Genomic DNA, 24289 nt, shown 5'->3' with positions numbered 1-24289 from the left:
ACAAATAACCCCACTGTGAGTGAGCACATTCCCCTTTTTCCTTCTAACGACACTCTCTTTTATCCCAACGTTGGTTTTTTGATCAAGTATCAGAAATTCGTTATTCTCGCTTCCGAATACGCTTGAGCAGGCGATGACGGGTACGACTGACGAGTTGTTTGCCTTGAATCGGCAAAGAGTCTCCCTCTATTTTTCTTGGTGTGGCCCCACAAGAATAGGGTACAGGCTCCTTCTCCATATGCTCCTCTGAACGTACAGGCGTTTTTGGCGCATTATCAATGACTAGCTCATCCAATGCCGCATTTATCGGTAAAGAGGCCATGGTTACCCAATTCGTTTGTTCCTTTGTCTGCTCCAGCGGATCGATTTCTGGATCTATTCGTTCATTTGTAGTTGTTTCTTTCGTTTCTTCGGAGAAACTACTACCTGATAACGTATGGACGGAAGCCGGCACTCCCTCCTCTTCCTCCGACAATGAAGAGACGACCAATAATTTCGCTGGTGTTGTTTCACTATCGATAAAACATTCCTTCAGTGTGGCCTTTGCAGGAAGACATGAGGTCACCACTCGGTAGTTTTGTTTCTCGGACAACGTCGTCGGATCGATCCCATCCGGCAGTGCGATCAATTGGATCAACGTTCTCGGATCAGGTTTCTCTTCAATGATCGTCAAGTCTTGCGGGAGTGCGAGCGTTTCCAAAATATCGGCTGGTTCTTCCATCGTATACCCCATTGCCGCTGCCATTTCTGAGAGTTGCGCAAAGAAATCTTTTTCCTCTGTTTTTTGTTCCTTTTTTCTTTCTTCTTTAAACAGCACCGTATCTGTCCGTTGGATCATTTTTGCTTCTAAGAGTTCTTTATATAGACCGATGCCGTCTTTTTCAAAAATATCCAGCTTGGTCAGCTTCGTTAGTGCAGCCTTCACTTTTTCAGCCGGCTTATTTGGATCAAAGCCCTTCATACGAAAATGATGTTTTTTCCCCTCACTGTTCGCAAAGAGAGCATCTAATGTAATCGTTGTTGTCGTAAACATTTCCTTCCCCTCCTTTGTATTTTTTAGTCTCTTCTTGTGAAGGCACCCCTCATGATTCTGCGCATCCAATAATTTCTTCTTCACACATTTGCGCTTTGACCACTTCTGGATCTTCTTCGTTATACGTAAGCACAGGAAATAATTTTGCCGTTAGTAATTGCCAATCTTTCCCGCTGAAATAATCAATAAAATATAAATAAAATCGACGCATGATTTTTGTTGTACGTGTTCTTAAAAAGATGCGATACACCACGCTTGTCAACATTCTAGAGAAATCAAAAGCGTCTCCAGTCAGTTCGTCCCGCACTTGTAGTGCAATCAGCATTTCAATCGTTGTCTTTTCATCATGAGTCTGATAATAGAACGCATGCAATCGTTTTTCTAATGTCCGTCGCTGCAAGGTGAAAAGCTTTTGTCTCGCTAACCCATAATCTTCCATCCTTCACTCGACCTCCTTTTTTGTCCATTTTTCCTTTTCGTAAGATATCTTCACGAAAAAGGTACTGCTATTTTTTGAAAACGTCAACACCAAATTATTTATTGGAAGTAACTTATAACGAGCATCTGAACCTTGCCTCCAATGTTCCTTTAACATGCGTTGGATAAAAAGGACGCAATTATTTTTTTCTTTCTTTTTTCTTAATCCGCAACAATCAAATTCAGTCATTTTTCTTTGAAATCGTTATTTTTTGGTCAAAAAAAGACCCTTGAGGATGTCCTCAAAGGTCTTGCGAGTTTGGATTAGTAAAGCTCTAGATATTGATCGCGTTCCCACTCAGAAACAGTTTGACGGAAGGCTGCCCATTCCATACGTTTTGCTTCATTGAAGTTTGTGTAAATATGGTTTCCAAGGGCATCCACCATGATTTGATCTTCACGCAATGCTTTGATCGCATTGTGGATCGTTGATGGCAAATCATAGATCTCTGCTTCTTTACGTTCTTCTTCCGTCATCACATAGATGTTGCGGTCAACTGCTGCCGGCGGTGTTAATTCGTTACGGATTCCGTCTAAACCAGCTTCCAACAGAACAGCCATAGTCAAATATGGATTAGCTGCAGGGTCGACTGAACGTAATTCTAAACGAGTAGACAAGCCGCGAGATTCAGGGATACGAATCAATGGCGAACGGTTGCGCCCGCTCCATGCTACATATACGGGTGCTTCAAAGCCGGGAACTAAACGTTTGTAAGAGTTTACGATCGGGTTACATACTGCCGTGTATGCACGCGCGTGTTTCAATAATCCTGCTAAGAAGTGATAAGCAGTTTTACTTAATTTCATTGGGCCGTCTTCGTCATAGAAAACATTGCCGTCTTCATTGAATAAGGACATGTTGCAGTGCATACCAGAACCATTGATGCCGTATAAAGGTTTCGGCATGAAGGTCGCGTGAAGACCATGCTTGCGGGCAATTGTTTTCACTACTAATTTGAACGTTTGGATGTTATCGCATGCTTCGATCGCATCGGCATATTTAAAGTCGATTTCATGTTGTCCTGGTGCAACTTCATGGTGCGACGCTTCGACTTCAAACCCTAAACTTTCAAGCTCTAACACGATATCGCGACGGCAATTTTCACCTAAGTCAGTCGGTGCAAAATCGAAGTAGCCGCCTTTGTCGTTCAAATCTAATGTAGGATCGCCATTTTCATCCATTTTAAATAGGAAAAATTCTGGTTCTGGTCCTAAGTTGAATGATGTAAAACCAAATTCATCCATTCCCTTTAAAATGCGTTTCAAGTTCCCACGAGGGTCCCCTGGAAACGGCGTGCCATCTGGACTGTAAATGTCACAAATCAAACGTCCCACTTTGCCGTGATCACTTTCCCATGGGAAAATCATCCAAGTAGACAAATCTGGATACAAGTACATATCGCTTTCTTCGATCCGAACAAAGCCTTCGATAGATGAACCGTCGAACATCATTTTATCATCTAGGACTTTATCCATTTGGCTCACAGGTACTTCAACGTTTTTGATCGTCCCCATAATATCTGTGAACATCAAGCGTAAAAATCGGACGTTCTCTTCTTCAACAATTCGTTTAATATCCTCTTTACTTAGATCTTTTTTCGGCATAATATCTAATCCCTTCCTCGCACTTCATTTTTTTATTCCACAACCGCTACAGCTTAGGCCCTTGCGATTGGTATGGATTTTGTTGTTGAAAACCGCCTTGCGTCAGCATCTCATCGTAGAAAATACGACGAACATCTTTATCAGTCAATGGTGGTTTCTCTTTGGCCGCTTTGACCTCTTCTTGGCGCATTTGATAGACACGCTTGATTCCCGCCATATTTAACCCATCGGATAAATAATCCTTGATTTCAAGCAGCACATCAATGTCATTTAGAGAATACATTCTACGGTTGCCTTCACTTCGTTCCGGATGAATCAATTCTTGCTCCTCATAGTACCGGATTTGCCTTGCGGTCAAATCTGTCAGTTTCATAACTGTACCAATTGGAAAAACTGCAAGCGAACGACGCAATTCTTTTTCCCGCATACCATCTCCTCCTTGTATTTTGATGTTGAAAAAAGGATACCATCCGACGAACCAATCGTCAAGGCATAATGTTAGATTTTCTTACATAGAAATTAAAAACGTTCGGATTTAGAGAGAAAAGCTTTTATTATCAAGGTTTCTGTTTTATAAAAGTATCGTATACTCATTAAAAAGAAAAGGACGTGAACGCTTTGCCCCGTTTCCAAAAAGGTGAGACCGTTAAAATAAAAAAAGACCAACCGATGGCTGGCTATTTAGGGATCATCGTAAATTACAACAAAGAGACCCATACCTATCTTGTAAGATTCAACCACGAACAGCAGCTTTCCTTTCCTGAAACTGCTTTAGATAGAAAACAGGCCTAAAAAAAAGAGCTCAAGGTTGAGCTCCTTTTTACTGATGATAGACTTCATTCACAGCGTTCGTTACTGCAACTTTGACGTGTTCAAATGTCAGACCGCCTTGAAGATATAACGAATAGGGTTCACGCAAAGGACCATCTGCACTCAATTCGATGCTTGCTCCTTGAATGAATGTCCCCGCCGCCATAATGATGTCATCCTCATAGCCTGCCATATAAGAAGGAATAGGGGCAACATAGGCATCGATGGGCGAATACTTCTGAATCGCTTGGCAAAACTGGATCATTTTTTCACGATCCCGAAAATCAATCAGTTGGATCAAATCCGTACGCGGCTGATCCCACTTAGGGGTGGAGGCCAAATCGTATTCTTCCAATAACGCGGCAGAAAAAACAGCGCCTTGAATCGCTTGGCTCACCACATGAGGTGCTAGGAAAAATCCCTGTAACATATCAAAGACACTGCCAAGCATCGCACCGCCTTCAGCTCCTACACCCGGTGTCGTTAAACGATAAGCACAACGCTCGATCAATTCCTGTTTCCCAGCGATATAGCCGCCTGTTTTAGCGATTCCGCCACCAGGATTTTTGATCAATGATCCCGCCATCAAATCGGCACCTACTTGCGTCGGTTCCAATAATTCAGCAAACTCTCCATAGCAATTATCGACAAAGATCACGACATTCGGCGCGATCGTTTTGACAAAATCACACATTTCTTTGATTTTTTTTATCGTAAATGAGGGCCGTGAGGCATAGCCCCGTGAACGCTGGATCGCAATCACTTTTGTTTTATCCGTGATCTTCGCTTTGATCCCATCAAAATCAACGGCACCGTCTTCCAATAAGTCAACTTCGTCGTAACCGATGTTGTATTCCTTAAACGACCCGATTCCATTGCCTTGTACGCCGATAACTTCAAGTAATGTGTCATAAGGCGTTCCGGTAATATAAAGCAGATCATCCCCAGGACGCAGCACACCAAATAACGAGGTGGCGATCGCGTGTGTCCCAGAAACGATTTGAGGGCGTACGAGTGCAGCTTCCGCGCCAAACGTTTGTGCGTACACGGCTTCCAAAACATCCCGTCCCTGATCGTCATTCCCGTACCCGGTAGAAGGTAAAAAATGGCTTTCCGAAACATGATTCTCTCGAAACGCGGCCAAGACTTTCGCTTGATTTGATAACGCGACCTCTCGTACTTCTTGCAATCGGCCAGCGATTTTCTGATCGACTCGGTCGACTTTTTCAACTAACTCTGGTGCTAGATCAGTTGTCCAATTCATCATCCATTCTCCTAATCCAGAGAGAATTCTTCTTAGCAAACCCACGGACAACATAGTGTTCGTTTTCTTCATCAAAGGTTTCACTCAAGACAAGGGTCTCTCGTTTCATTTCACTTAATGCCTGGCCTTCATCCGCATTCAACGTTACTATATAAGGCTCTAATAAATTCATGATCTCCTGCTTGATGGAATCCTCAAGTAATTCCTTGCCTCTGTTGGTCTTTGCTGAAATCAACACACTTGGGAACAAGGTCGGAGTAAATGTAAATTCATCAATACGGTCGGCTTTATTGTAGATCGTCAGCATAGGGATAGTCTCCATGTGTAAATCTTTCAATAAGTCATTTACTGTCTTTTCTTGTTGCTGACGGTCCTCAGCACTAGCATCAACGATATGGAGCAGCAAGTCCATGCCGCGGCTTTCTTCCAGCGTGGACTGAAACGCATCCACTAATTGCGTCGGCAAATCTTGAATAAAGCCAACAGTATCCGTGATCGTCGTTTCCATCCCTTGAGGAAGATGCCAACGCTTTGTCAAAGGGTCCAACGTCGCAAATAGCTGATCCTCAGAATACGTATCTGCATTCGTCAGCAGATTTAGAATAGTCGATTTCCCGGCATTCGTATAGCCAATCAATCCCATCTGGAAAACGCTGGATTGCTGCCGTTTTTGCCGGCTTCGTTCCCGATGCGCTTCGACTTCCTTCACTTCTTTTTTGATGGCAGAGACCCGACGACGAATATGACGGCGATCGGTTTCTAGTTTTGTTTCCCCGGGTCCACGTGTCCCGATCCCACCACCGAGCCGCGACAAGCTTTGCCCTTGTCCAGTCAGTCGAGGCAATAAATACTCTAACTGTGCCAATTCTACTTGCAGCTTTCCTTCTTTAGAACGCGCTCTTTGGGCAAAAATATCTAAAATCAACTGAATACGATCAATCACAGGAACACCAATTCGCTCCTCGATGGTTTGGCTTTGACGCGGCGTCAATGCATGGTTGAAGATGACCAGCTCTGCTTCATGGGCGTCTACCAATTGTGCCAGTTCTTCTACTTTCCCTTTACCGATGATCGTTTGACGATCGATTCTTGGACGTTTTTGGGTCAATGAAAAAACTATTTCGCCATGAGCCGTTTTGGTTAGTCCAGCCAACTCATGCATCGATTCCAAAAAGTTATACTTGGTCTCATCTGTTTCGACGCCGACTAAAATGACTCTTTCTGACAATTCGTTTCCTCCTAAGTAATGCTGCTGTATTTTTTAAATAAAAAAAACTCTTTCTGCTTCTTAACGGTCGATTTCGTCTATTCTTTCTCGCTAGACAACCATTTTTCTATAGCTGCTTCGACCTCGTCAATTGCTTCTGGATGTTGAACCAGATCATACCAATGAACCGACATCCGATTTCGAAACCAAGTCAATTGACGTTTTGCATATCTTCGTGAATGTAATTTTACTTCCTCGATCGCGCTGTCCAATGAACACTCGCCTGAAAAATAAGGGAAGAATTCTTTATAGCCAATTCCCTGTGCCGCCTGAACTTCTGGAGTCTTTGCTAATTGCCTTGCTTCTTCCAACACGCCTTGCTCCACCATTAAATCCACACGTTCATTGATTCGTCGATACAAGCGCGTACGCTCCGTGTTCAAGCCGATCAAAAAGCTGTCATAAAGTTCTTTCGGTTGTTCTTTCGGTTCTAAAATGGAATGGCCCGTCAATTCAAACACTTCCAGTGCTCGAATCATTTTTTTTCGATTGTTGTAATGGATTTTTTCCGCAGCCAATGGATCTTTCGCCTGCAGGAGCTTCCACAGCGCTTCATTCCCTTCAGCTTCAGCGATCGCTTCGTATTTTTCTCTTAATGACTCGTCCGTTCGTTCGCCTTCACTTCCAAGTTTGTAGTCCCATAACAACGATTGGATATAAAGTCCTGTTCCGCCGACAACAATGGGGACTTTTCCTCGATCAGTGATTTCTTGAATCACTTCTCTAGCCGCCTGTTGGAAGTCGGCTGCAGAATAGCTTTGGTCTATATCTCGCACATCTATCAAATGGTGCAAAACGCCAGCCTGTTCTTCTAAAGTCACTTTTGCAGTCCCGATATCGAGGCCGCGATAGACTTGCATGGAATCGCCGCTGATGATCTCTCCGTCAAATCGTTTGGCAAGGTCGATGCTCAAGCTCGTCTTGCCAACTGCTGTCGGTCCCACGATTGCAATTACTTTCATTGCTTATACCTGCTTCTCGCACGAATCGCTTTTTCCGGAAAATCAGTGATGATTCCAGCGAGGTTCTTTTCATAACAAGTCATCATCGTCTCGTACAGATTTGGCGTCCACGGACGGATGGTTTTCTCATAGTTTTTGGCTATTTCTGGATTCTGTTTGACCCAATCATAACTAGGATGCAAGCCCTCAATAAAATCAGTATCCAGAACGACTTGGCTTTTTTCCAAGTCATTTTTTTGAATCAGATCATATTGAGCATCCGGTTCAAATTGATGCATAATATGCAGCGAATCAATATTGAAACTTGCATACCAATACGTAAATGGCCACTCTTTACTAGTCATGACCGCCGATATTTTTTCTTCGATCCCAGGATAATGGAATTTATTTGTTTTGATCTCAATACACAAAAAACCGCGAAAGCGCATTTGCAGCAAGAGGTTCAAGACTTCCTGCAAGGTCGAAATCTTCGTTGCTTGGTATTTTTCATCAAACCAGCTTCCAGCATCTAGTTTTTTGATTTCCTTTAATGTCAACTCACGGATCAAGCCCTTTCCGTCAGTCGTTCGATCAACGCTCTCATCATGAATCACGACTAACTGCTGATCCGCAGTTAATTGAACATCCAGTTCGATCCCGTCTGCACCGGCTCGCACTGCTTCCATAAACGCAGGCAATGTATTCTCTGGATGTGTTCCAGCACTCCCGCGATGAGCAATAATTACTGTCATCTATAGTCACCTCGTCCGTAGTCAACGATCATTTTTCAATAACCTGATATAAGTCTGCTCACGAGTATTCGTGAATGTATTATTGTACGTTAAAATAGCGTAATGGTTGTTTTGTTGAGCGAGATAATTTTTGTTTTTTCTCGTTCAATATTTCTAAAAGTTGTTCAGAGAAGGTCTCCATCACAATGCGCCCGCCTTTATAAGTATAGCCGCCGATTTTGACCGTTTCTTCAGGGGATAAAATAACTTTTCGATGGGAAATATTTTTGAAGAATTCTTCAATTAAATAGTTTGGCAAATAAAAATTATTTTGCGCTGTGAATGAGTTCAAGTAGATAAAGTCATCAATCGTAATGTAGCAATCATCAAATGAATTAAAGGATACATATTCTTGCATCATCACATTGCGCTTTGATAAAACCTCATTGATTTTCTTGTTTAAAAGGTTGATTGTTTCGATTTCTTTGACCTGATGTTCCAGTTCTCTTTCACGAATATGGCGCGAATCAATATATCTAAAAACAAAGTAGACGGCGATCCCCGTCAAGCCTGCCCCGATCAATACACCGATTAGTCCGATTAATGCAATTTCCACATTTGTTCCCTCCCAGTTCCTATTAAGGACTATTTCTTTAAAAACACGTCGCTGTTCACTTTGTGATCCCCTTGAAAATTTTAAAAAATGAGACGATCGCTTTTAAAGATATAAATAAAAAAAGCTCGTCTAATTTATAACATTTTTTTGTGATATACCATTTTTTAAAGGATACACGGTGAAAATAAAATCAACGAATGAATAGTTTGTTCTTTTCGTTATTAATAGTACCATATTTTCGTGTTTCTAGGATAGTTTGATACGTCTTAAAAATCGAAGCCTTCCATTTGACCAAAACTGACCAACGTTGTATACTTTCTTTAAGTTTTAGCAATCCAACCTCGTTTGTGCTAAACTAAATTACGAACACTATTTTTAAGGAGGATTCACTATGAATTTAGTCCCTACAGTCATTGAACAATCATCTCGTGGCGAACGTGCTTACGACATTTATTCTCGTTTATTGAAAGACCGCATCATTATGTTAAGCGGTGAAGTGAACGATGATATGGCGAACACTATTATCGCCCAATTACTTTTCTTGGATGCCCAAGACTCTGAAAAGGATATTTATCTTTACATCAATTCACCAGGTGGTAGCGTATCTGCCGGTTTAGCAATTTTTGACACAATGAATTTTGTCAAAGCCGATGTGCAAACCATTGTACTTGGTATGGCTGCTTCTATGGGAAGCTTCCTGTTGACCGCTGGCGCGAAAGGCAAACGCTTTGCATTGCCAAACGCTGAGATCATGATCCACCAACCTCTTGGTGGTGCGCAAGGACAAGCAACAGAGATTGAAATCGCTGCTCGCCACATTTTGAAGACCCGCGAACGTTTAAACAACATTTTGTCTGAACGTACTGGTCAACCGATCGAAGTCATTGAACGTGACACAGATCGTGATAACTTCATGTCTGCCGACGAAGCAAAAGCTTACGGTTTGATCGATGAAGTAATGGAAAACAGCAGTTCTTTAAGCTAAACAAAGAAAACCGAGGAAAATTCCTCGGTTTTTTTGTGTTCTCTATAAAATACTCTCCTATAACCCAACATCTTCAAGGATCAAAAATAAAAGGATACGGTCTTTCTCCATCGAGCGGCGAGTAATCGCGATCGTATTGCAAATGCATTCTGTGTTCAGACAGTCTCCGCAAGTACCTTTCTTTATACAAGGGGTCTTTTCTAACCCTAAACGGTGGGCATTCAATGGCGCCGTGTTTTTGCGAACCATTTCTAAGGTAGTCTCAAGATTCCCATACACTTTTCTCATACTGACAAATGCGATTACTTTATCTGGTCCATACGTTAACGCAGCTACCCTGTTGCCAACACTGTCGATGTTTACCAATTCTCCCTCTTCAGAGATCCCGTTGATACTAGTCAAAAAATAATCAGCAGTCAACGCTTGCTTCATCACTTGATGCCGCGCCTCCACCGAATTCGTTTGTTCGCGATCAATCATTTTCTGATCTCGCTGATACAACCTTTCAATTATCCCAGATTGTTCCACTGTAATAGAGCCGCCAAGCCCTACTGTCTTGTTCGGATCAATCATATCTAACGCATGATCTGCTGCTTCCTCTAAATTTCGACAAATGATTGGTTGAAATTGTCGGCGCGCTAATTTTTTACTAAGCGTCATTGCTGCAGCCAGATAACGTTCCCGTTGGTACTCTTCCATTATTCGTAACCCTCTCCTTTAGCTTCTTCTTTATTCTCAAGGAAATTTCTCATAATAACAATAGGATAACGACTTTTTCTAATAAAAAATCACCCAAATTTGGGTGATTTCTTTACTCCTTTTGCGAATAGCCTGTTTGATAATCAATCGTAATGCCTTCTTGCACATTATAAACAAAAAGGTTAAAAGAAATTTGATCATCTTCGATACTTTCCGCCTCCATTTGAATGCCTCGCGCAACCAATTCTTCCCCTTTGAAATAAGGCGTCACCCGATAACGGACATGGTGATTGGTTTTACGTATATAATTTCCGATTTCCTTTTCGTGATCGTTCATCCCAGGGTCATTCAGTGAAGCTGTTCCCGTCATCAAGTTCTTAAGATTGTTATTTTCTCCTGAAAATTGATAGGCGATCAAATGAGCTCGATTATACAAAGGCTCATCGTTGTAAAATTTTTGATGCCAGCCGGTCGGTTTGACAAATAAACGTTCCCGTTCTTGGTGGGGCATCAATTCTTTTCCTAACATCGCATTTGCAACGCCAACTCGATTCAACGCGTCGAGATCAGAAAAGCTTGTCCAAGTACGCTGCTCAAGAGAAAGATCCTTTTTAGAAAAATCCGGTTGGTTATGATTTATCTCAATTGTTTGATGCTCACCGTCATACTCAGGAATCTCTGATAACTGACTTATAGCGACTTCCTTGTTTGAATTTCCTGATTGGCTATCCGGTGCTATTTGGGAATAAAGTCCATATATCCCGGCTAACGCAATGACGATTGCGGAAATAATTTTTGGTGCTTGCTTCTTTGCTGCGATGGTTCTCAACTCCTACTTTCTACTATTAGTGTCTCCCATCACACGAATCTCTTTAGTTCGTTTGTTTCCAAATTTCCTTGATTGCCGGTACATTGCCGAGTTCGGTTAAATTACTTGGCATAATAACAGTATTGCCATTGTTTTCAACCACGTGCTTGAAGGCTTCGATCCCCAAGTAGGCAATCATTTCATCCGTCAAATTGCTTTCAGCAATGGCTTTATTGATTTCTCTGATTCGAGAAGTTTCCGCTTCGGTGATCTTTTCAATCCGTTCCGCCTCTGCTGCTGCATCGATTTTCGTCCGTTCGGCGCGGGCATCTGCATCGATTTTGGTTTGTCTTGCTCGAGCTTCTGCATCGATCTGCATTTCAGAGGATTTTGCTTCAGACTCTAAAATCACAGACTGTTTTTTCCCTTCCGAAATGGTGATCAAGGATTCTTTGTCTCGACTAGCAGTAATTAACTTATTCATCGAATTGATGATCTCGTTGGAAACCGAAATCTCTCCGATATTGATCCGATCTATGGATAAGCCATAACCGGCCGTAATGTCCTTCACACTCTCGTAAAGATTAACATTGATTTCTTCTGTGCCGTTTAATACCTCGTTCAGTTCCATTTTACCAATGATGCCTCGTAAATTGGATTGGCAATCTTGGATCATAGACGTGACAGAATCTTCATTATCATACACAAAAGCCCGTGCATCTGTCACGTGATATTTTATCGCTTCATCGATCTCTACGATTACATTGTCTCGAGTAATCACACTTTGCGGTTCGATCTGAATAGGCGTTTGCTTTAATGACACACGACGGCGCACAACATATAAAATAGGGATCAGAAAATGCAGTCCCGGGTCGATTGTTTTTACATACTTCCCAAAGCTTTCTACGACCTTGACTTCCCCTTGCTGAACAATGACTACCAATTGACTAATGATAAACAAAACGACGACAGCTATGATTATAAATAAGATAATATTAACGATGAACAAGATAATTCACATCACTTTCTTCTAAATTATTATTGATGACAACAAGCAATTCACGACTGGTAAAATCAATGACCTCCAACATGTCGCCTATCTCTGGTGGCCCGTTTACTACTTTAAAATCATACCAACTGCCTAGAATTCGGATTGTTCCGATAACACTTGTTCCCTTGCTGCGAAAACATTTCCCCATGGTCTTTTGCATCTGATAATCCACACTCTCTCAACCCCTTTTTATTAGCTTCCTTTGATTATACCAAAAAGTTGCCAAAAGAAATTTTTCTTTCGTTCAAATTGCTTTACACTTCTTGCCTATTTTTTTACACTTATGCAAGAAAGAGAGGTAACGATATGGAAGCAACAAAAAAACAATGGTGGGGACTTCTGATAATCCCTTTGGAATTATTGATAGGCGACTACCTTTTTCCGCTCCTTCATCTTGATAAGGACCCAAAAATTTCTTTGTTAAGTTCAACTGGTTTATTTCTAGCAGGTTTTCTGATTATGATTTACTTATTTCATGATTTTCTAAAGGAACAGTGGCAACTATATCGTCATAGACTTTTTCTTAAATTGCTGTTGAGTATCGTCTTAGTCGCGATCGCTTTCTTTATACTCAGTTTCGTACGCAGAATGATCCCTAGTGAACTTCTTCAGCTTCGCAGTTCAGAAAACACTTCTGGGCAAACACTCAGCGCTGGTTGGGCCGTCTTGGCCGCTGTCTCACCGTTTATTGCTCCCTTTGCTGAAGAATTGACGTTTCGCTATTTATTGCTAGGAAAGTTTTCCAATGGATTTTTACGAATCGTCATGCTTTTTGTTCAAGGAATCTTATTCGGACTGGTTCATTGGAACAATTTCAACGGGAATGTCTATGCCATGATTCCCTATATGGTATTGGGTGTTTACTTAGGCTTGATCTATTTATTTACTAAAAATATTTGGGGATCTATTATGGTTCACTGGATGTTAAACACAATGAACTCGATGTTTCCCGCTCTTCTACTATTTGTATTAAGCTTTTTTGGAATCACCACGTAATCCTCCATATCGGGGGATTTTTTCGTGTCTGTTTCCGATACCGTTTTTAGAGTTTAGTCACCAATATCGTCTTGTCCAACTAAGAACGCTACAGCATTCAAGGAAAAGATTTTTATGAATCCCCATAAAAAAGCCTTTATTAAACGAGTTTTCTTTGTTTACCGGTTAAAATCACAACTAATCACCCATGCATAATTCGCTTACAAAAGAATATAAAAAAAAACCAACGCTCAGCCACAAACGTTGGTTTAATAAGGATAAATACCTCTGAGTGGGAGAACCCTCCCACATCACCTTTAGCATACATCAAGCACAGATTGAATAGCAAGAGTCCGTCAAAAGAAAAGTAAAAAATACCAAAAGCACCGCGACTGATCACAATCAAGTCCACGGTGCTTCAAAAAGCGGGTGACGAGAATCGAACTCGCGACGGAAGCTTGGGAAGCTTCTGTTTTACCACTAAACTACACCCGCAGTACATTAGAGAGTATAACGCTTTTTATGAAATCAAACAACTATTTTTCTCAAACAACTAAATTGACAATTTGACCAATTCTGATTATCTTACAGATAGTAAGTATTTTTCAGGAAAGGATGTGTGCCATGGAAAAATTGAGCATGGTTCAAGAGTCTTTATCTAATGAGGCAAATAATGTCGTGTTCATCTCTTCTGAAACTTGCAGCATCTGTCATGTAGATGAACCGAAAGTAAGAAAGCTTGCCGAAGAGGCATCTATTCCTTTTCATCGTTTAGACATTCTGCACGAACCAGAATTGGCAGGCTTTTTTGAAGTTCTGACTGTCCCCGCCGTTTTGGTCTACCACGACGGAAAAGAAATTGCGCGTCAAGCCCGTTTTATTGATTTCACCACTTTAAACGAGTTATTGCAGCAATTGCCAAAAGATTCGGAAACCACGGACTATCAAATGCTATTCGGTGACCAGTAAGCGAAACATTTGAGTTTCAACACCTCTATAAGCTAGACAGCAAAAAAACTGAGCACAGGCTCAGTTTTTTTTATTTGTCGTTATTGTTGTGGTGCAAGAAATAAATCAAGGTCTGCAATTCATTGGTCAGATCCACACTTTGGATAATAACATCCTCTGGTGCAGTAAGACGAGCGGCTGTAAAGTTTAAGATTCCTTTGATTCCAGCTGCCGCTAATTGATCCACCACTTGTTGCGCTTGTTGTGCTGGTAAAGTCAGAATAGCGATTTCGATTTGTTGCAATTTGATCTGTTCGACCATGCTGTCTAATGGGTACACAGGGATGCCATCAACGATACGTCCTACGATATCTTCTTTAACATCGAAGGCGCAGCTTACTCGGATGCTGTTGCTTTGATGGAACTTGAATTTTAACAACGCGCTTCCCAAATTACCGACACCGACTAATGCGACGTTGGTCAACTGGTCGTCATTTAAGATTTTACCGAAGAAATGCATCAAATCTTCGACATCGTATCCATATCCACGTTTCCCTAATTCACCGAAGTATGAAAAGTCCCGACGAATCGTTGCGCTATCGACCTGGATCGCCTCGCTTAGTTCTGTAGATGATACTTTTGTTTTTCCAGCATTATTTAAAATACGCAAATACCGATAATATAACGGCAATCGTTTAACAGTCGCTTTTGGAATTGAATGTTCTTTCACAATAACTCTCCTCTATCAAAAATTTTCGTAAATGTTGACTACTGCACTATAATAGCAAGAATCTTAGTGAAAATGCAACGCACTTGCTCGAAATTTTGTGAAAAAATCACGATTAACTGAAATGACCGCTTCCAATCGCAAGGTCTGCGAAAATATGATAGACTTAATCCATTCGGAAAAATAAATTTAAGGAAGATATCCAATGATTTTATTACAAGCAAATCAAATTGCTCGCTATTTTGGCGCAGACACGCTATTTGAAAATATCCATCTTGAAGTCGCCAGCAAAGCACGGATCGGTCTCGTTGGGCGAAACGGTGCGGGCAAATCGACACTACTAAAAATTATCGCCAGTATCGAAGCACCCGATGCGGGGCAAGTTATCAAAAATAAACAAGCCACGCTGGGCTACCTCGCTCAAGATACGGGGTTGGACTCAACAGAAACGATCTGGCACGAAATGCTGAAGGCTTTTGAAAAAGTCCGTCAAATGGAAGCACGAATGCGAGAAGTCGAAATCGCTATCGGTGATACCCCAGAAACTGAGGCTCGCTACGCTTCTTTATTGAAGGAATACGATCAACTACAGCATGATTTCAATGAACAGAACGGGTACGGCTATGAAAATGAGATTCGAAGCGTCCTTCACGGGTTTAAATTCGATGACAGTTTTTACGATAAAGAAATCAGCACTCTTTCGGGTGGTCAAAAAACGCGTCTTGCTTTGGCTCGTATGCTGCTAGTAAAACCAGACATCTTGATTCTTGATGAACCCACCAACCACTTAGACATCGAAACACTGGCCTGGCTGGAAGATTATTTACAAGGCTATGCGGGGGCTCTTTTAATTGTCTCTCACGACCGTTATTTTTTGGATCGCGTCGTAAATGAGATTTATGAAATTTCTCGCCATAAGATTCGTCATTATAAAGGAAATTACTCTCGTTATTTAGACTTAAAAGCCGCGCAGCTTGCTAGTGACTGGAAGGCGTATGAAAAACAGCAGGAAGAAATCGGAAAGCTTGAAGATTTCGTCGCCCGCAATTTAGTCCGCGCTTCAACGACAAAACGCGCCCAAAGCCGCCGCAAAACATTAGAGAAAATGGATCGGCTAGACCGGCCGGATGGCAAGGAAAAATCAGCAAGATTCATGTTCGATATTGATAAAATTTCAGGCAACGTGGTCCTGCAAGTTGAAGAAGCTGCAATCGGCTATGAGGATACGTTGTCCGAACCAGTGGATCTAGATATCCGTCGTGAGGATGCCATCGCCCTTGTCGGACCAAACGGGATCGGAAAATCTACGTTATTAAAATCCTTGATCGGTCAGTTGCCCTTCATCAAAGGGACTCCCCATTTTGGAACCAATGTGACGATCGGATATTACGATCAAGGGCAGGCGGATCTCCATGGAAATAAAACGATTTTAGCTGAGCTTTGGGATGAACATCCGACGACCCCCGAAAAAGAGATTCGAAGTGTTTTAGGTGGTTTCCTATTCAGTGGTGAGGATGTCGAAAAGACAATTCCGCTACTGAGTGGTGGGGAAAAAGCTCGTGTGGCTTTAGCAAAACTATCAATGAACAGAGAAAACTTTTTGATACTGGATGAACCTACCAACCATTTGGACATCGACAACAAAGAAGTGTTAGAAAACGCGCTGATCGATTATCAGGGCACCCTGCTCTTTGTTTCTCATGACCGTTATTTTATCAATCGCATCGCAAACAAAGTGATTGAATTATCTCCAGAGGGCAGCAAATTATACCTTGGTGATTATGACTATTATTTAGAGAAAAAAAGAGAAGAAGAAGAAATTGCTGAATTGCAAGCGAAAGAAAATGACCCTGTCGAAGTGCCTAAAAAGAAATTTCATCAGGACAAAGAACAGCAAAAGCTGATTCGTAGCTTACGTCGTAAAATCGAGTCGATCGAGGAAAGCCTCTCGTCTTTAGATGAAAAAATCGATGCACTTGAAACACAAATGAGTCATCCGGATATTTTGAATGATCATGTTCAATTATTAGAATTGACGAATGAATTGGAAACGGCTAAAGCATTTCAAGAAGAACAGCTCGCAAGCTGGGAAGAACTCAGCTTGGAATTAGAAGAATTTGAATAAGTACAACTTTTGCCCGATGGCACCTCTCTCCTTTTTTGTTTTACTATAGGAGTGGAGGTGTTTTTTATGAAAAGACGATCTCGTCCCTTTTCTATTTTATTAGGCATCGTTTTAGTGTGCGCAAGTTTAGGCGCCCTCTCGTTGAAATTTTTTCCATTTAGCAATAAAGCAAATAGCCAGCAGAATTTTTCTGCTTCCGCCAATCAATACCTGCAAGAACATGGTCAGGATTTTTCATTGATTTTACAGACAGATCCGCGATGGTCTGGAAAAGCATATGGCAGCGGTTCTGATACGAATGATTTAGCCACAAACGGCTGCGCGATCACTTCTTTAGCCATGATTCTTTCCTTTCAAGAAAAGCGAACAGTCTATCCAACAGAGATTCTGCAATGGAGCGGTGATCGCTATTATGAAAATGGACAAGGAACTGCATGGTCTATATTTCCTGCTTTTGCTGAACATTACGGTCTGACTGTTCAGAACCTTGGGAAGGATCAAGGAAAGATCCAGCAGTATTTGAATCAAAACCAGCCATTGGTGGTATCAGTCACCCCTGGTGAGTTTACAGAAGTTGGGCACATCATGGTGATCAAAAAGGATGTCCAGAGTGATCAGCTTATCGTTTATGACCCGAATGACAGCCCGGAAAAAAATCACTACATGCAAAAATATTCACTCGATTCCCTCTTGCCGCAACTCGCAAACGTATGGGTATATACAAAATAAAGCTGGTGCTTACGCACCAGCTTTATTTTTGGGGGTTCCTGCTTTCACAGGGGAAAAGAATTACTTTAGGGTTACACTTATCTTACGTCAAAGATTTGAAAAAGCTATGAGCTTTTTGATGCAAAGTAAGAAAAAAATGTGGCGTATTTATGAATGTCTGTCAATTTACCTCTTCTCCTTTTTTTACACGGTGCCTCTAATTCCTCTTCATTAATGAACGCTTGTTTCTCTTTCTTAACAAAATAATAAGCGATTTTTTTCAGTATGAGGAATTGTTATTAAAAAGTTTGTTTAATATATCACAAAAGCTTTTCTTTTATCCCTCCCGTTATGTTAATTTGTGATAATAAATAATTAATGTAAAAAATACCAAAAAAAGGTTTACAAGCGATTTGAATACGGGTATATTGTGTGTGTAAACATTAAAGTATTTTATACTTAAAAAGGAGTTTTATCTATGTCAAACAACTTAGATTCTCAAGAGTACCTGAATAAAGTCGATGCATGGTGGCGCGCGGCCAACTATATCTCCGTCGCTCAAATGTATTTAAAGGACAACCCCTTATTAAAGCAACCAATAAAAAAAGAAGACGTTAAAACCCACCCGATCGGTCACTGGGGAACTATTGCTGGGCAAAATTTCGTTTATGCACATTTAAACCGTGTGATTAATAAATATGATTTGAATATGTTTTACATTGAAGGGCCTGGTCATGGCGGACAAGTGATGGTCTCAAACTCTTATATCGATGGCAGCTACACAGAAATATATCCTGAAATCACTGAAGACGCTGAAGGGATGAAAAAGCTATTCAAAATGTTCTCCTTCCCTGGCGGTATTGCTTCTCACGCAGCACCAGAAACACCTGGTTCCATTCACGAAGGCGGCGAATTAGGGTATTCCCTTTCTCATGCGACGGGGGCTATTTTAGACAATCCTGATGTTATCGCAGCAACTGTTGTTGGAGATGGCGAAGCAGAAACAGGCCCTCTATCTAGCGGCTGGTTCTCAAATGTCTTTATCAATCCGGTCAATGACGGGGCGGTATTACCGATCCTTTACTTGAATGGCGGAAAAATCTCGAATCCAACGATCCTTTCACGTAAAAGTGATGAAGATTTGGCAAAATATTTTGAAGGCCTGGGCTGGAAACCTTACTTTGTAGAAGGTACGGACCCTGAAAAAGTGCATCCGATCATGGCAAATGTACTTGATGAAGTCATTGAAGAAATCAAATCGATCCAATCTGAAGCGCGTAAGGGAAATGCGGAAGATGCTGAAATGCCTCATTGGCCAGTGATCATCTTTAGAACCCCTAAAGGCTGGACTGGTCCAGAAACTTGGAACGGGGAACAATTGGCCGGCACTTTCCGTGCGCACCAAGTACCGATCCCTGTAAGTTCTGAAGATATGGAGCATGCGGATAAATTGGTAGATTGGTTAAAATCGTACCGTCCAGAAGAATTATTCGACGAAAACGGAAAAATTGTGGCTGACATCCGAGCGCTCTCTCCTAAAGGCGACAAGCGTATGGCAACAAATCCAATCACAAATGGCGGAATCGATCCTAAACCAATGGTGATGCCTGATTGGAAACAGCATGCGATTGATACGACTGTTCCAGGTGCAGTGACTGCACAAGATATGATCGTCTTCGGCGAACAAGCACGGGATATGATCACAGAAAACCCAACAAACTTCCGCATTTTTGGTCCTGATGAAACAAAATCGAACCGCTTGAACAAAGTTTTCGATGTTACGAATCGCCAATGGTTAGAACCAAAAAACAGTACGGATGAATGGCAATCCTCAGTGGGTCGTGTAATCGATGGCCAGTTATCGGAACATCAAGCAGAAGGTTTCTTGGAAGGCTATGTACTGACTGGTCGTCACGGATTCTTCGCCAGCTACGAATCTTTCTTGCGTGTCGTAGATTCTATGCTGACACAGCACTTCAAATGGATGCGTAAAGCCAGCGCACATTCTTGGCGTAAAGAATACCCAGCATTGAACTTGATCGCGACTTCGACGGTCTTCCAACAAGACCATAACGGCTACACCCATCAAGATCCTGGTGTATTGACTCATTTAGCTGAGAAAAAACCTGAATTTATTCGTGAATATTTGCCTGCTGATGCCAACAGCTTAATGGCGGTAATGGACAAAGCGATGCAAGACAAGCAAGTGATCAATTTGATCGTCTCAAGCAAACATCCACGTCCGCAATTTTATTCTGCGGATGAAGCCGAAGAGTTGGTGGAAAAAGGACTTAAAGTCATTGATTGGGCAAGTACTGACAACGGGGCAGAACCTGATTTAGTCATCGCCGCAGCTGGTACAGAACCTAACTTAGAATCATTAGCTGCTGTCTCTATTTTGAACAAACAATTTCCTGAATTAAAAATTCGCTTTGTCAACGTTGTAGACATCTTGAAATTGCGTCATCCGGATATTGATCCGCGTGGTCTGACAGACGATGAATTTGATGCGATCTTTACAACCGACAAACCAATTATTTTTGCTTTCCACGGTTATGAAGGCATGGTACGTGACATCTTCTTTGACCGTCACAATCACAATATCCATATCCATGGTTACCGTGAAAATGGAGATATTACAACACCATTTGACATGCGCGTCTTCAGTGAAATGGATCGCTTCCACTTAGCACAAGATGGTGCTAATGCCGTTTACGGTAAACAGGCTGCGAACTTCTCACAACAAATGGACGACACGCTGCAAAAACACCATGACTTTATTCGTTCAGAAGGAAAAGACTTAGTTGAAGTAGAAGATTGGAAATGGGCACCTCTAAAATAAAAAAATAAAGCATCAGGAGCCGATCATTTGATCACTCCTGATGCTTTTTACATTTGTTCTACTAATGATTGTAGGATTCGGTCCATTTTCTCTCCATTGTCTTCCATGATGACCTTTTCCGAAAGAATGAAGGAGCCGCCTACACCGATCACGTGAGGATTATCCAAATACGAAACAAAGTTGTCTTTAGTGATTCCACCAGTCGGCAAGAATTTCATATCGTAGAAAGGGCCGCTTAATGCATTGATAGCATCCAGTCCCCCATAAATATCTGCTGGGAAGAATTTCACAACTGTAAGGCCATAATCTGCCGCAATTTGAATGTCCCGCGGTGTTGCTGTTCCTGGAAAAACTGGGATTTCTTGCTCTAAACAAAATTCGATCACTTCAGGTACCACCGCTGGAGACACCACGAACTTCGCACCATTTTCAACAGCGATTTTTGCTTCTTTCAACGTACGGACAGTTCCTGCCCCTACCGTTAATTTTCCTGATTCTGACAGTTTCTTGATGGCTTCTGCCGCACGGTCGCTGCGAAAAGTCACTTCGATCAGCGGAACTCCGTTTTTCAACAAAATCTCTTCCACCTTATCTAAATACTCAAGATTCGTTGCGGTATAGAGCGGTAACAGCTTTGTTTGTACTAACTGTTCATACACTTCATGCTTCATCGTTACTGACATGTTTTCCTCGCTTTCTATCCAACTGCTAGCTTTTACTTTTTAAAATCGCCTCGTGCAGCCCTTGCATATACGTGATCCCCATTGCTCGGTCATATAGTCCGTATCCTGGACGTGCGACTTCGCCAAAGAGCGTCCGTCCGTGATCCGGGCGAATCACGCCATCAAAACCAACTTCAATCAGCGCTTCCATGATCGCGTACATATCCAATGACCCTTCCGCAGATGGATGGGCGGTTTCTTTGAACTTCCGGTAACCAAGAAATTCCACGTTGCGGAAATGAACAAAGTTGATTCGATCCCCGATTTCGTGAACGATCTTCACCATGTCGTTTTCAGGATCTGCACCTAGGGCACCCGTACACAACGTAATGCCATTGTAAGGAGAATCCACCATGCTGATGATTCGTTTTAGATCAGCTAAATTTTTCGTAATACGTGGGAACCCGAAAATTTCCCATGGCGGATCATCCGGATGAATCCCCATTCTCACGTCTGCCTCTTCACAGACAGGAATGATTTTTTCAAGGAAATACTTCAAATTCTCGAATAGATCCTCTTCCGTCACGCCCTCATACATCTCAACTAATGAATTAAATTTGTTCAAACGTTCTTCTTCCCAACCGGAAAGCTGGAAGCCTTTTGACTGGCTGCTGATCAGCTTGTACATATCTCCCGGTTCCATATTGTCTACAACCTCTTGATCATAGAGCAACGCCAAGCTGCCATCTTCATTTTCATAATTAAGGGTTGTTTTTGCCCAGCCGAAAATCGGTTTGAAGCTGTAGCAAATCAAATCCACCCCACACTCAGAAAGGTTTCGGATCGTTTGAATGTAGTTATCAATGTAATGGTCCCGTTCATCGGTGCCGGCCTTGATCGCATCATGGATCGCGACACTTTCAATGCCTAGCAACGCCAATTCTTCTTTTTCAATCGATTCTTTCAGTTCCTGAATTTCTGCAACTTCCCATACATCTCCGGGCATCTTATTCAACAATGTGCCAACGATACCATTGATACCGGGAATCTGCCTTACATGATTTAAAGGAATGGAGTCGCCTTTCTCTCCATACCATCTAAAGCCCCATTTCATAAGTTTTAGTCCCCTATCCTAATTAAAAGTCGTCTTCTTCGTCTGTTTCTTCCACTGATGAGATATGCCAAATAGCCAAGCTGTCTGCCCCTTGTGCCATCACTGCTGGCGCAGCTTCTTCTATAGGTGTACTTAGAATTTGATGATTGATCGTTTCAAGCAGCATCGGTAAATTAACGCCGCCGATGACACAAACGTTCGCTTGAAGCGCAGCATCTAATTCGTTGGTGATCAAGACTGACTGATTGTACGGGCTGGCGCTTACTAGGTCCGTTAAGACAACGACCCCTTCGCCGTTATCAACTTCCTTTATAGCCGCCTCGATTTTTCCGCCTAATTCCTGAACATCGTCCCCGGGATTCAAATTCACGGTCGCGATGTTGTTCGTAGTCCCAATGATCACTTCCGCAGCATCTTTTAAGCCATCACTTAAGGTGCCATGTGTGGCGATTACGATTCCTAGCATAATTTCCTCCATTTCTCTCACTGAAACAAACTTGTTACAGCAGCAATATTTTTCATATTCAGCTTTTTCTCTTTTAAATCTGCGGCCTCTAAGTAAAAAGCTGCCTTGTCTTCATCTCTTCGTGCACTGAAAAGATAGCTTACTTTTTGATTTGCCGCCTGATAATCAATGTCTTCTATTGCTTTTTTGCTACTGGGTGTCTCACCGATCAAATGTAACGGGGCTGAAGCCCCTACGCTGTCTAAGTAATAAATCTGACACTGACGACTGACCTGCTTTTGTAATTCGTCTAATCCTTTGCTGCCGTAGCTGCCTTCATCTAAAAAGGCATAGGCGACTTTTTCTTGTCGCTCATCGGCGATCATCTTCAACATCGCTAAAATCGACGAGGTGTTGCGAACCAATGTTTTCCGCTTAGACAATCCTTTCGTGACTTTTCCTAAGAGAACAAAATAGGCGCCGTAAGCAGCCACTATCATCAGTGTGCCGAGTGAATTCAATTGAAAGGAATGAGGCGACAGCCCCATGTAGACCAGCGTGCCTATGATCCCTAAAAGAATTGCCAAAATCGTGCTCACTAAAATGTAGGTCGTCGTCTTTTTCGCTTGGTCCTTACGATCAAACAACTGGTAGGAGCCAAAGCTCTCAGGAGGAGTATCATAGAATGTACAGATCACACGTTCTGCCTTTTCGACATCGCCGACATAGACGTTCCGAGATGCATATTTCTTTTGCTGATCGTACTCGATCACTCGAATATCTTCGCGCATCTTTGCGATATCCGTGACTAAAGCGCTAAGAAATCTTTTTTTGCTTTTCTCTGTTCGACGTAACCGATAAACATATTGGTATCGAAATAGCCAATCGTTGAAGATCTCTGTTTGCTCCATGTTTACTCTCTCCTCTCTTTCATTTTCTCTATAATCCGAATTGTTTCAAGACATCCTTCAAGCTTGATTTAGGTGCAGAGGGTGTGGCTTGGAAATAGATATCTTCCACACCGTAATTTTCATTCATGTCCTTTAAGCGTTCTGCGTCCTCTTTGTTTAAGTACACTGATTTTGTGACCAACAAATCTTTATCAGGATCTTTTTGAGCGATCCCGCCAATGTTCAACTCTTTCATCGGTACACCATGCTTTACCAGATCATAAATGACACTGACTGTCTTGGTGATCAAAATACAGTTGTATTCTTTAAAAGTAAATTCATCCCAATAAAACTTCGCTTTTTCCGGTGTGATCACAATCGTTTTCTGACCTGTCCGACTGCCGGCATTCTTGTAAAGATCCCGCATAAATTTGTCTTTCGCTACCACTTCATCTACAACAAAAATTGAATTGACCCCACTTTTTTGTGATAAAGTCATCATTACTTGTCCATGGATCAATCGTTCGTCTACTCGAGCTAAATTCACTACGCCCATTTCATACACA

Annotated in this window: 26 protein-coding genes and 1 tRNA gene; 7 read left to right on the top strand and 20 right to left on the bottom strand. The window is 41.9% G+C overall.

Annotation, left to right across the window (positions count from 1 at the left end; translation table 11 throughout):
- Window positions 1-100: 100 nt before the first annotated feature.
- The 4 genes from IGI66_RS05565 to IGI66_RS05550 form a co-directional block, all read right to left on the bottom strand.
- The gene (locus IGI66_RS05565; RefSeq protein WP_438847964.1) at window positions 101-1033 is read right to left on the bottom strand and encodes a DUF2922 domain-containing protein; all 933 of its coding nucleotides are present in this window, start codon (window positions 1031-1033) and stop codon (window positions 101-103) included.
- A 49-nt stretch (window positions 1034-1082) separates the two neighbouring features.
- Window positions 1083-1472, bottom strand: coding sequence for a hypothetical protein (locus tag IGI66_RS05560; protein WP_438847962.1), 390 nt, complete (start codon window positions 1470-1472; stop codon window positions 1083-1085).
- A 302-nt stretch (window positions 1473-1774) separates the two neighbouring features.
- On the bottom strand, window positions 1775-3115 hold the full coding sequence (gene glnA / locus IGI66_RS05555) for a type I glutamate--ammonia ligase (protein ID WP_010781177.1): 1341 nt from the start codon (window positions 3113-3115) through the stop codon (window positions 1775-1777).
- 46 nt (window positions 3116-3161) lie between these two features.
- A complete protein-coding gene (locus tag IGI66_RS05550) occupies window positions 3162-3542 on the bottom strand; it encodes a MerR family transcriptional regulator (protein ID WP_010744471.1) in 381 nt (126 codons plus the stop codon).
- Between the two features lie 182 nt (window positions 3543-3724).
- Between IGI66_RS05550 and IGI66_RS05545 the strand changes: the two genes are divergently transcribed.
- Complete coding sequence (locus IGI66_RS05545) at window positions 3725-3907, top strand: hypothetical protein (RefSeq protein WP_438847959.1); 183 nt, start codon at window positions 3725-3727, stop codon at window positions 3905-3907.
- A 28-nt stretch (window positions 3908-3935) separates the two neighbouring features.
- Here IGI66_RS05545 and IGI66_RS05540 read toward each other — a convergent pair whose 3' ends face one another.
- The 5 genes from IGI66_RS05540 to IGI66_RS05520 form a co-directional block, all read right to left on the bottom strand.
- Window positions 3936-5189 (bottom strand): aminotransferase class I/II-fold pyridoxal phosphate-dependent enzyme, encoded by a 1254-nt coding sequence (locus IGI66_RS05540; RefSeq protein ID WP_316407175.1) that lies wholly within the window; start codon window positions 5187-5189, stop codon window positions 3936-3938.
- A complete protein-coding gene (hflX, locus tag IGI66_RS05535; protein ID WP_438847957.1) occupies window positions 5173-6417 on the bottom strand; it encodes a GTPase HflX in 1245 nt (414 codons plus the stop codon). Before hflX ends, IGI66_RS05540 begins: the two co-directional genes overlap by 17 nt.
- Before the next feature lie 77 nt (window positions 6418-6494).
- Complete coding sequence (gene miaA / locus IGI66_RS05530; protein ID WP_438847955.1) at window positions 6495-7418, bottom strand: tRNA (adenosine(37)-N6)-dimethylallyltransferase MiaA; 924 nt, start codon at window positions 7416-7418, stop codon at window positions 6495-6497.
- A complete protein-coding gene (locus IGI66_RS05525) occupies window positions 7415-8149 on the bottom strand; it encodes a glycerophosphodiester phosphodiesterase (RefSeq protein ID WP_010781182.1) in 735 nt (244 codons plus the stop codon). Before IGI66_RS05525 ends, miaA begins: the two co-directional genes overlap by 4 nt.
- A 79-nt stretch (window positions 8150-8228) precedes the next feature.
- Window positions 8229-8744 carry a hypothetical protein gene (locus IGI66_RS05520; RefSeq protein WP_010781183.1) on the bottom strand — a complete coding sequence of 172 codons (516 nt, stop codon included), beginning with the start codon at window positions 8742-8744 and terminating at the stop codon, window positions 8229-8231.
- Between the two features lie 391 nt (window positions 8745-9135).
- Here IGI66_RS05520 and clpP point away from each other — a divergent pair, with 391 nt between their 5' ends.
- The gene (gene clpP / locus IGI66_RS05515; protein WP_010739616.1) at window positions 9136-9729 is read left to right on the top strand and encodes an ATP-dependent Clp endopeptidase proteolytic subunit ClpP; all 594 of its coding nucleotides are present in this window, start codon (window positions 9136-9138) and stop codon (window positions 9727-9729) included.
- 57 nt (window positions 9730-9786) lie between these two features.
- Here the strand turns inward: clpP and IGI66_RS05510 are convergent, their stop codons facing one another.
- The 4 genes from IGI66_RS05510 to IGI66_RS05495 form a co-directional block, all read right to left on the bottom strand.
- On the bottom strand, window positions 9787-10428 hold the full coding sequence (locus tag IGI66_RS05510) for a lactate utilization protein (RefSeq protein WP_367377802.1): 642 nt from the start codon (window positions 10426-10428) through the stop codon (window positions 9787-9789).
- A 112-nt stretch (window positions 10429-10540) separates the two neighbouring features.
- Window positions 10541-11257 (bottom strand): DNA/RNA non-specific endonuclease, encoded by a 717-nt coding sequence (locus tag IGI66_RS05505; RefSeq protein ID WP_438847952.1) that lies wholly within the window; start codon window positions 11255-11257, stop codon window positions 10541-10543.
- 43 nt (window positions 11258-11300) lie between these two features.
- The gene (locus IGI66_RS05500) at window positions 11301-12245 is read right to left on the bottom strand and encodes an SPFH domain-containing protein (RefSeq protein WP_010781186.1); all 945 of its coding nucleotides are present in this window, start codon (window positions 12243-12245) and stop codon (window positions 11301-11303) included.
- Window positions 12232-12447 (bottom strand): hypothetical protein, encoded by a 216-nt coding sequence (locus IGI66_RS05495; protein WP_010781187.1) that lies wholly within the window; start codon window positions 12445-12447, stop codon window positions 12232-12234. The genes IGI66_RS05500 and IGI66_RS05495 overlap by 14 nt, the downstream gene beginning before the upstream one ends.
- Before the next feature lie 146 nt (window positions 12448-12593).
- Between IGI66_RS05495 and IGI66_RS05490 the strand changes: the two genes are divergently transcribed.
- The gene (locus tag IGI66_RS05490) at window positions 12594-13283 is read left to right on the top strand and encodes a CPBP family intramembrane glutamic endopeptidase (RefSeq protein ID WP_010781188.1); all 690 of its coding nucleotides are present in this window, start codon (window positions 12594-12596) and stop codon (window positions 13281-13283) included.
- Window positions 13284-13686: 403 nt separating this feature from the next.
- Here the strand turns inward: IGI66_RS05490 and IGI66_RS05485 are convergent.
- Window positions 13687-13757: transfer RNA gene (locus tag IGI66_RS05485), tRNA-Gly, on the bottom strand.
- 129 nt (window positions 13758-13886) lie between these two features.
- On the opposite strand from IGI66_RS05485, the gene IGI66_RS05480 reads away from it, so the two are divergent.
- Window positions 13887-14231: a thioredoxin family protein gene (locus IGI66_RS05480; RefSeq protein WP_438847949.1), complete on the top strand. Its 345-nt coding sequence runs from the start codon at window positions 13887-13889 to the stop codon at window positions 14229-14231.
- 70 nt (window positions 14232-14301) lie between these two features.
- On the opposite strand, the gene IGI66_RS05475 is transcribed toward IGI66_RS05480, so the two are convergent.
- Window positions 14302-14940, bottom strand: coding sequence for a redox-sensing transcriptional repressor Rex (locus tag IGI66_RS05475; protein WP_010781253.1), 639 nt, complete (start codon window positions 14938-14940; stop codon window positions 14302-14304).
- Window positions 14941-15142: 202 nt separating this feature from the next.
- On the opposite strand from IGI66_RS05475, the gene IGI66_RS05470 reads away from it, so the two are divergent.
- From IGI66_RS05470 to IGI66_RS05460, 3 genes are all read left to right on the top strand, one after another.
- Window positions 15143-17062: an ABC-F family ATP-binding cassette domain-containing protein gene (locus tag IGI66_RS05470; protein ID WP_438847947.1), complete on the top strand. Its 1920-nt coding sequence runs from the start codon at window positions 15143-15145 to the stop codon at window positions 17060-17062.
- Between the two features lie 66 nt (window positions 17063-17128).
- Entirely contained in the window at window positions 17129-17791 is a 663-nt protein-coding gene (locus IGI66_RS05465; protein ID WP_288227747.1) for a C39 family peptidase, read from the top strand.
- A 457-nt stretch (window positions 17792-18248) separates the two neighbouring features.
- On the top strand, window positions 18249-20612 hold the full coding sequence (locus IGI66_RS05460) for a phosphoketolase family protein (protein ID WP_431381061.1): 2364 nt from the start codon (window positions 18249-18251) through the stop codon (window positions 20610-20612).
- 47 nt (window positions 20613-20659) lie between these two features.
- Here IGI66_RS05460 and IGI66_RS05455 read toward each other — a convergent pair whose 3' ends face one another.
- From IGI66_RS05455 to IGI66_RS05435, 5 genes are read right to left on the bottom strand one after another with little or no spacing between them, the layout of a single operon-like run.
- Window positions 20660-21295, bottom strand: a complete 636-nt coding sequence (locus IGI66_RS05455; protein ID WP_086305726.1) for a bifunctional 4-hydroxy-2-oxoglutarate aldolase/2-dehydro-3-deoxy-phosphogluconate aldolase — start codon at window positions 21293-21295, stop codon at window positions 20660-20662.
- 25 nt (window positions 21296-21320) lie between these two features.
- Entirely contained in the window at window positions 21321-22388 is a 1068-nt protein-coding gene (gene uxuA, locus IGI66_RS05450) for a mannonate dehydratase (protein WP_438847944.1), read from the bottom strand.
- Window positions 22389-22410: 22 nt separating this feature from the next.
- On the bottom strand, window positions 22411-22854 hold the full coding sequence (locus tag IGI66_RS05445) for a PTS sugar transporter subunit IIA (protein WP_438847942.1): 444 nt from the start codon (window positions 22852-22854) through the stop codon (window positions 22411-22413).
- Window positions 22855-22871: 17 nt separating this feature from the next.
- The gene (locus IGI66_RS05440) at window positions 22872-23744 is read right to left on the bottom strand and encodes a hypothetical protein (RefSeq protein ID WP_010781260.1); all 873 of its coding nucleotides are present in this window, start codon (window positions 23742-23744) and stop codon (window positions 22872-22874) included.
- 28 nt (window positions 23745-23772) lie between these two features.
- Window positions 23773-24279, bottom strand: coding sequence for a PTS system mannose/fructose/N-acetylgalactosamine-transporter subunit IIB (locus tag IGI66_RS05435; protein ID WP_114524166.1), 507 nt, complete (start codon window positions 24277-24279; stop codon window positions 23773-23775).
- Window positions 24280-24289: the final 10 nt, after the last annotated feature.

The sequence above is a fragment of the Enterococcus sp. AZ048 genome, assembly GCF_051715125.1.
Classification (GTDB): domain Bacteria; phylum Bacillota; class Bacilli; order Lactobacillales; family Enterococcaceae; genus Enterococcus_A; species Enterococcus_A gilvus.
The sequence above is the reverse complement of the archived record's forward strand: the minus strand, read 5'-3'. Positions and strand labels throughout refer to the sequence as shown.

What these genes read in the sequence shown, in the direction of transcription:
- IGI66_RS05565 (WP_438847964.1), bottom strand. Translation starts at nt 1,033, where the DNA reads ATGTTTACGACAACAACGATTACATTAGATGCTCTCTTTGCGAACAGT.
- IGI66_RS05560 (WP_438847962.1), bottom strand. Translation starts at nt 1,472, where the DNA reads ATGGAAGATTATGGGTTAGCGAGACAAAAGCTTTTCACCTTGCAGCGA.
- glnA (WP_010781177.1), bottom strand. Translation starts at nt 3,115, where the DNA reads ATGCCGAAAAAAGATCTAAGTAAAGAGGATATTAAACGAATTGTTGAA.
- IGI66_RS05550 (WP_010744471.1), bottom strand. Translation starts at nt 3,542, where the DNA reads ATGCGGGAAAAAGAATTGCGTCGTTCGCTTGCAGTTTTTCCAATTGGT.
- IGI66_RS05540 (WP_316407175.1), bottom strand. Translation starts at nt 5,189, where the DNA reads ATGAATTGGACAACTGATCTAGCACCAGAGTTAGTTGAAAAAGTCGAC.
- miaA (WP_438847955.1), bottom strand. Translation starts at nt 7,418, where the DNA reads ATGAAAGTAATTGCAATCGTGGGACCGACAGCAGTTGGCAAGACGAGC.
- IGI66_RS05525 (WP_010781182.1), bottom strand. Translation starts at nt 8,149, where the DNA reads ATGACAGTAATTATTGCTCATCGCGGGAGTGCTGGAACACATCCAGAG.
- clpP (WP_010739616.1), top strand. Translation starts at nt 9,136, where the DNA reads ATGAATTTAGTCCCTACAGTCATTGAACAATCATCTCGTGGCGAACGT.
- IGI66_RS05510 (WP_367377802.1), bottom strand. Translation starts at nt 10,428, where the DNA reads ATGGAAGAGTACCAACGGGAACGTTATCTGGCTGCAGCAATGACGCTT.
- IGI66_RS05495 (WP_010781187.1), bottom strand. Translation starts at nt 12,447, where the DNA reads ATGCAAAAGACCATGGGGAAATGTTTTCGCAGCAAGGGAACAAGTGTT.
- IGI66_RS05490 (WP_010781188.1), top strand. Translation starts at nt 12,594, where the DNA reads ATGGAAGCAACAAAAAAACAATGGTGGGGACTTCTGATAATCCCTTTG.
- IGI66_RS05480 (WP_438847949.1), top strand. Translation starts at nt 13,887, where the DNA reads ATGGAAAAATTGAGCATGGTTCAAGAGTCTTTATCTAATGAGGCAAAT.
- IGI66_RS05470 (WP_438847947.1), top strand. Translation starts at nt 15,143, where the DNA reads ATGATTTTATTACAAGCAAATCAAATTGCTCGCTATTTTGGCGCAGAC.
- IGI66_RS05465 (WP_288227747.1), top strand. Translation starts at nt 17,129, where the DNA reads ATGAAAAGACGATCTCGTCCCTTTTCTATTTTATTAGGCATCGTTTTA.
- IGI66_RS05460 (WP_431381061.1), top strand. Translation starts at nt 18,249, where the DNA reads ATGTCAAACAACTTAGATTCTCAAGAGTACCTGAATAAAGTCGATGCA.
- IGI66_RS05455 (WP_086305726.1), bottom strand. Translation starts at nt 21,295, where the DNA reads ATGTCAGTAACGATGAAGCATGAAGTGTATGAACAGTTAGTACAAACA.
- uxuA (WP_438847944.1), bottom strand. Translation starts at nt 22,388, where the DNA reads ATGAAATGGGGCTTTAGATGGTATGGAGAGAAAGGCGACTCCATTCCT.
- IGI66_RS05445 (WP_438847942.1), bottom strand. Translation starts at nt 22,854, where the DNA reads ATGCTAGGAATCGTAATCGCCACACATGGCACCTTAAGTGATGGCTTA.
- IGI66_RS05440 (WP_010781260.1), bottom strand. Translation starts at nt 23,744, where the DNA reads ATGGAGCAAACAGAGATCTTCAACGATTGGCTATTTCGATACCAATAT.
- IGI66_RS05435 (WP_114524166.1), bottom strand. Translation starts at nt 24,279, where the DNA reads ATGGGCGTAGTGAATTTAGCTCGAGTAGACGAACGATTGATCCATGGA.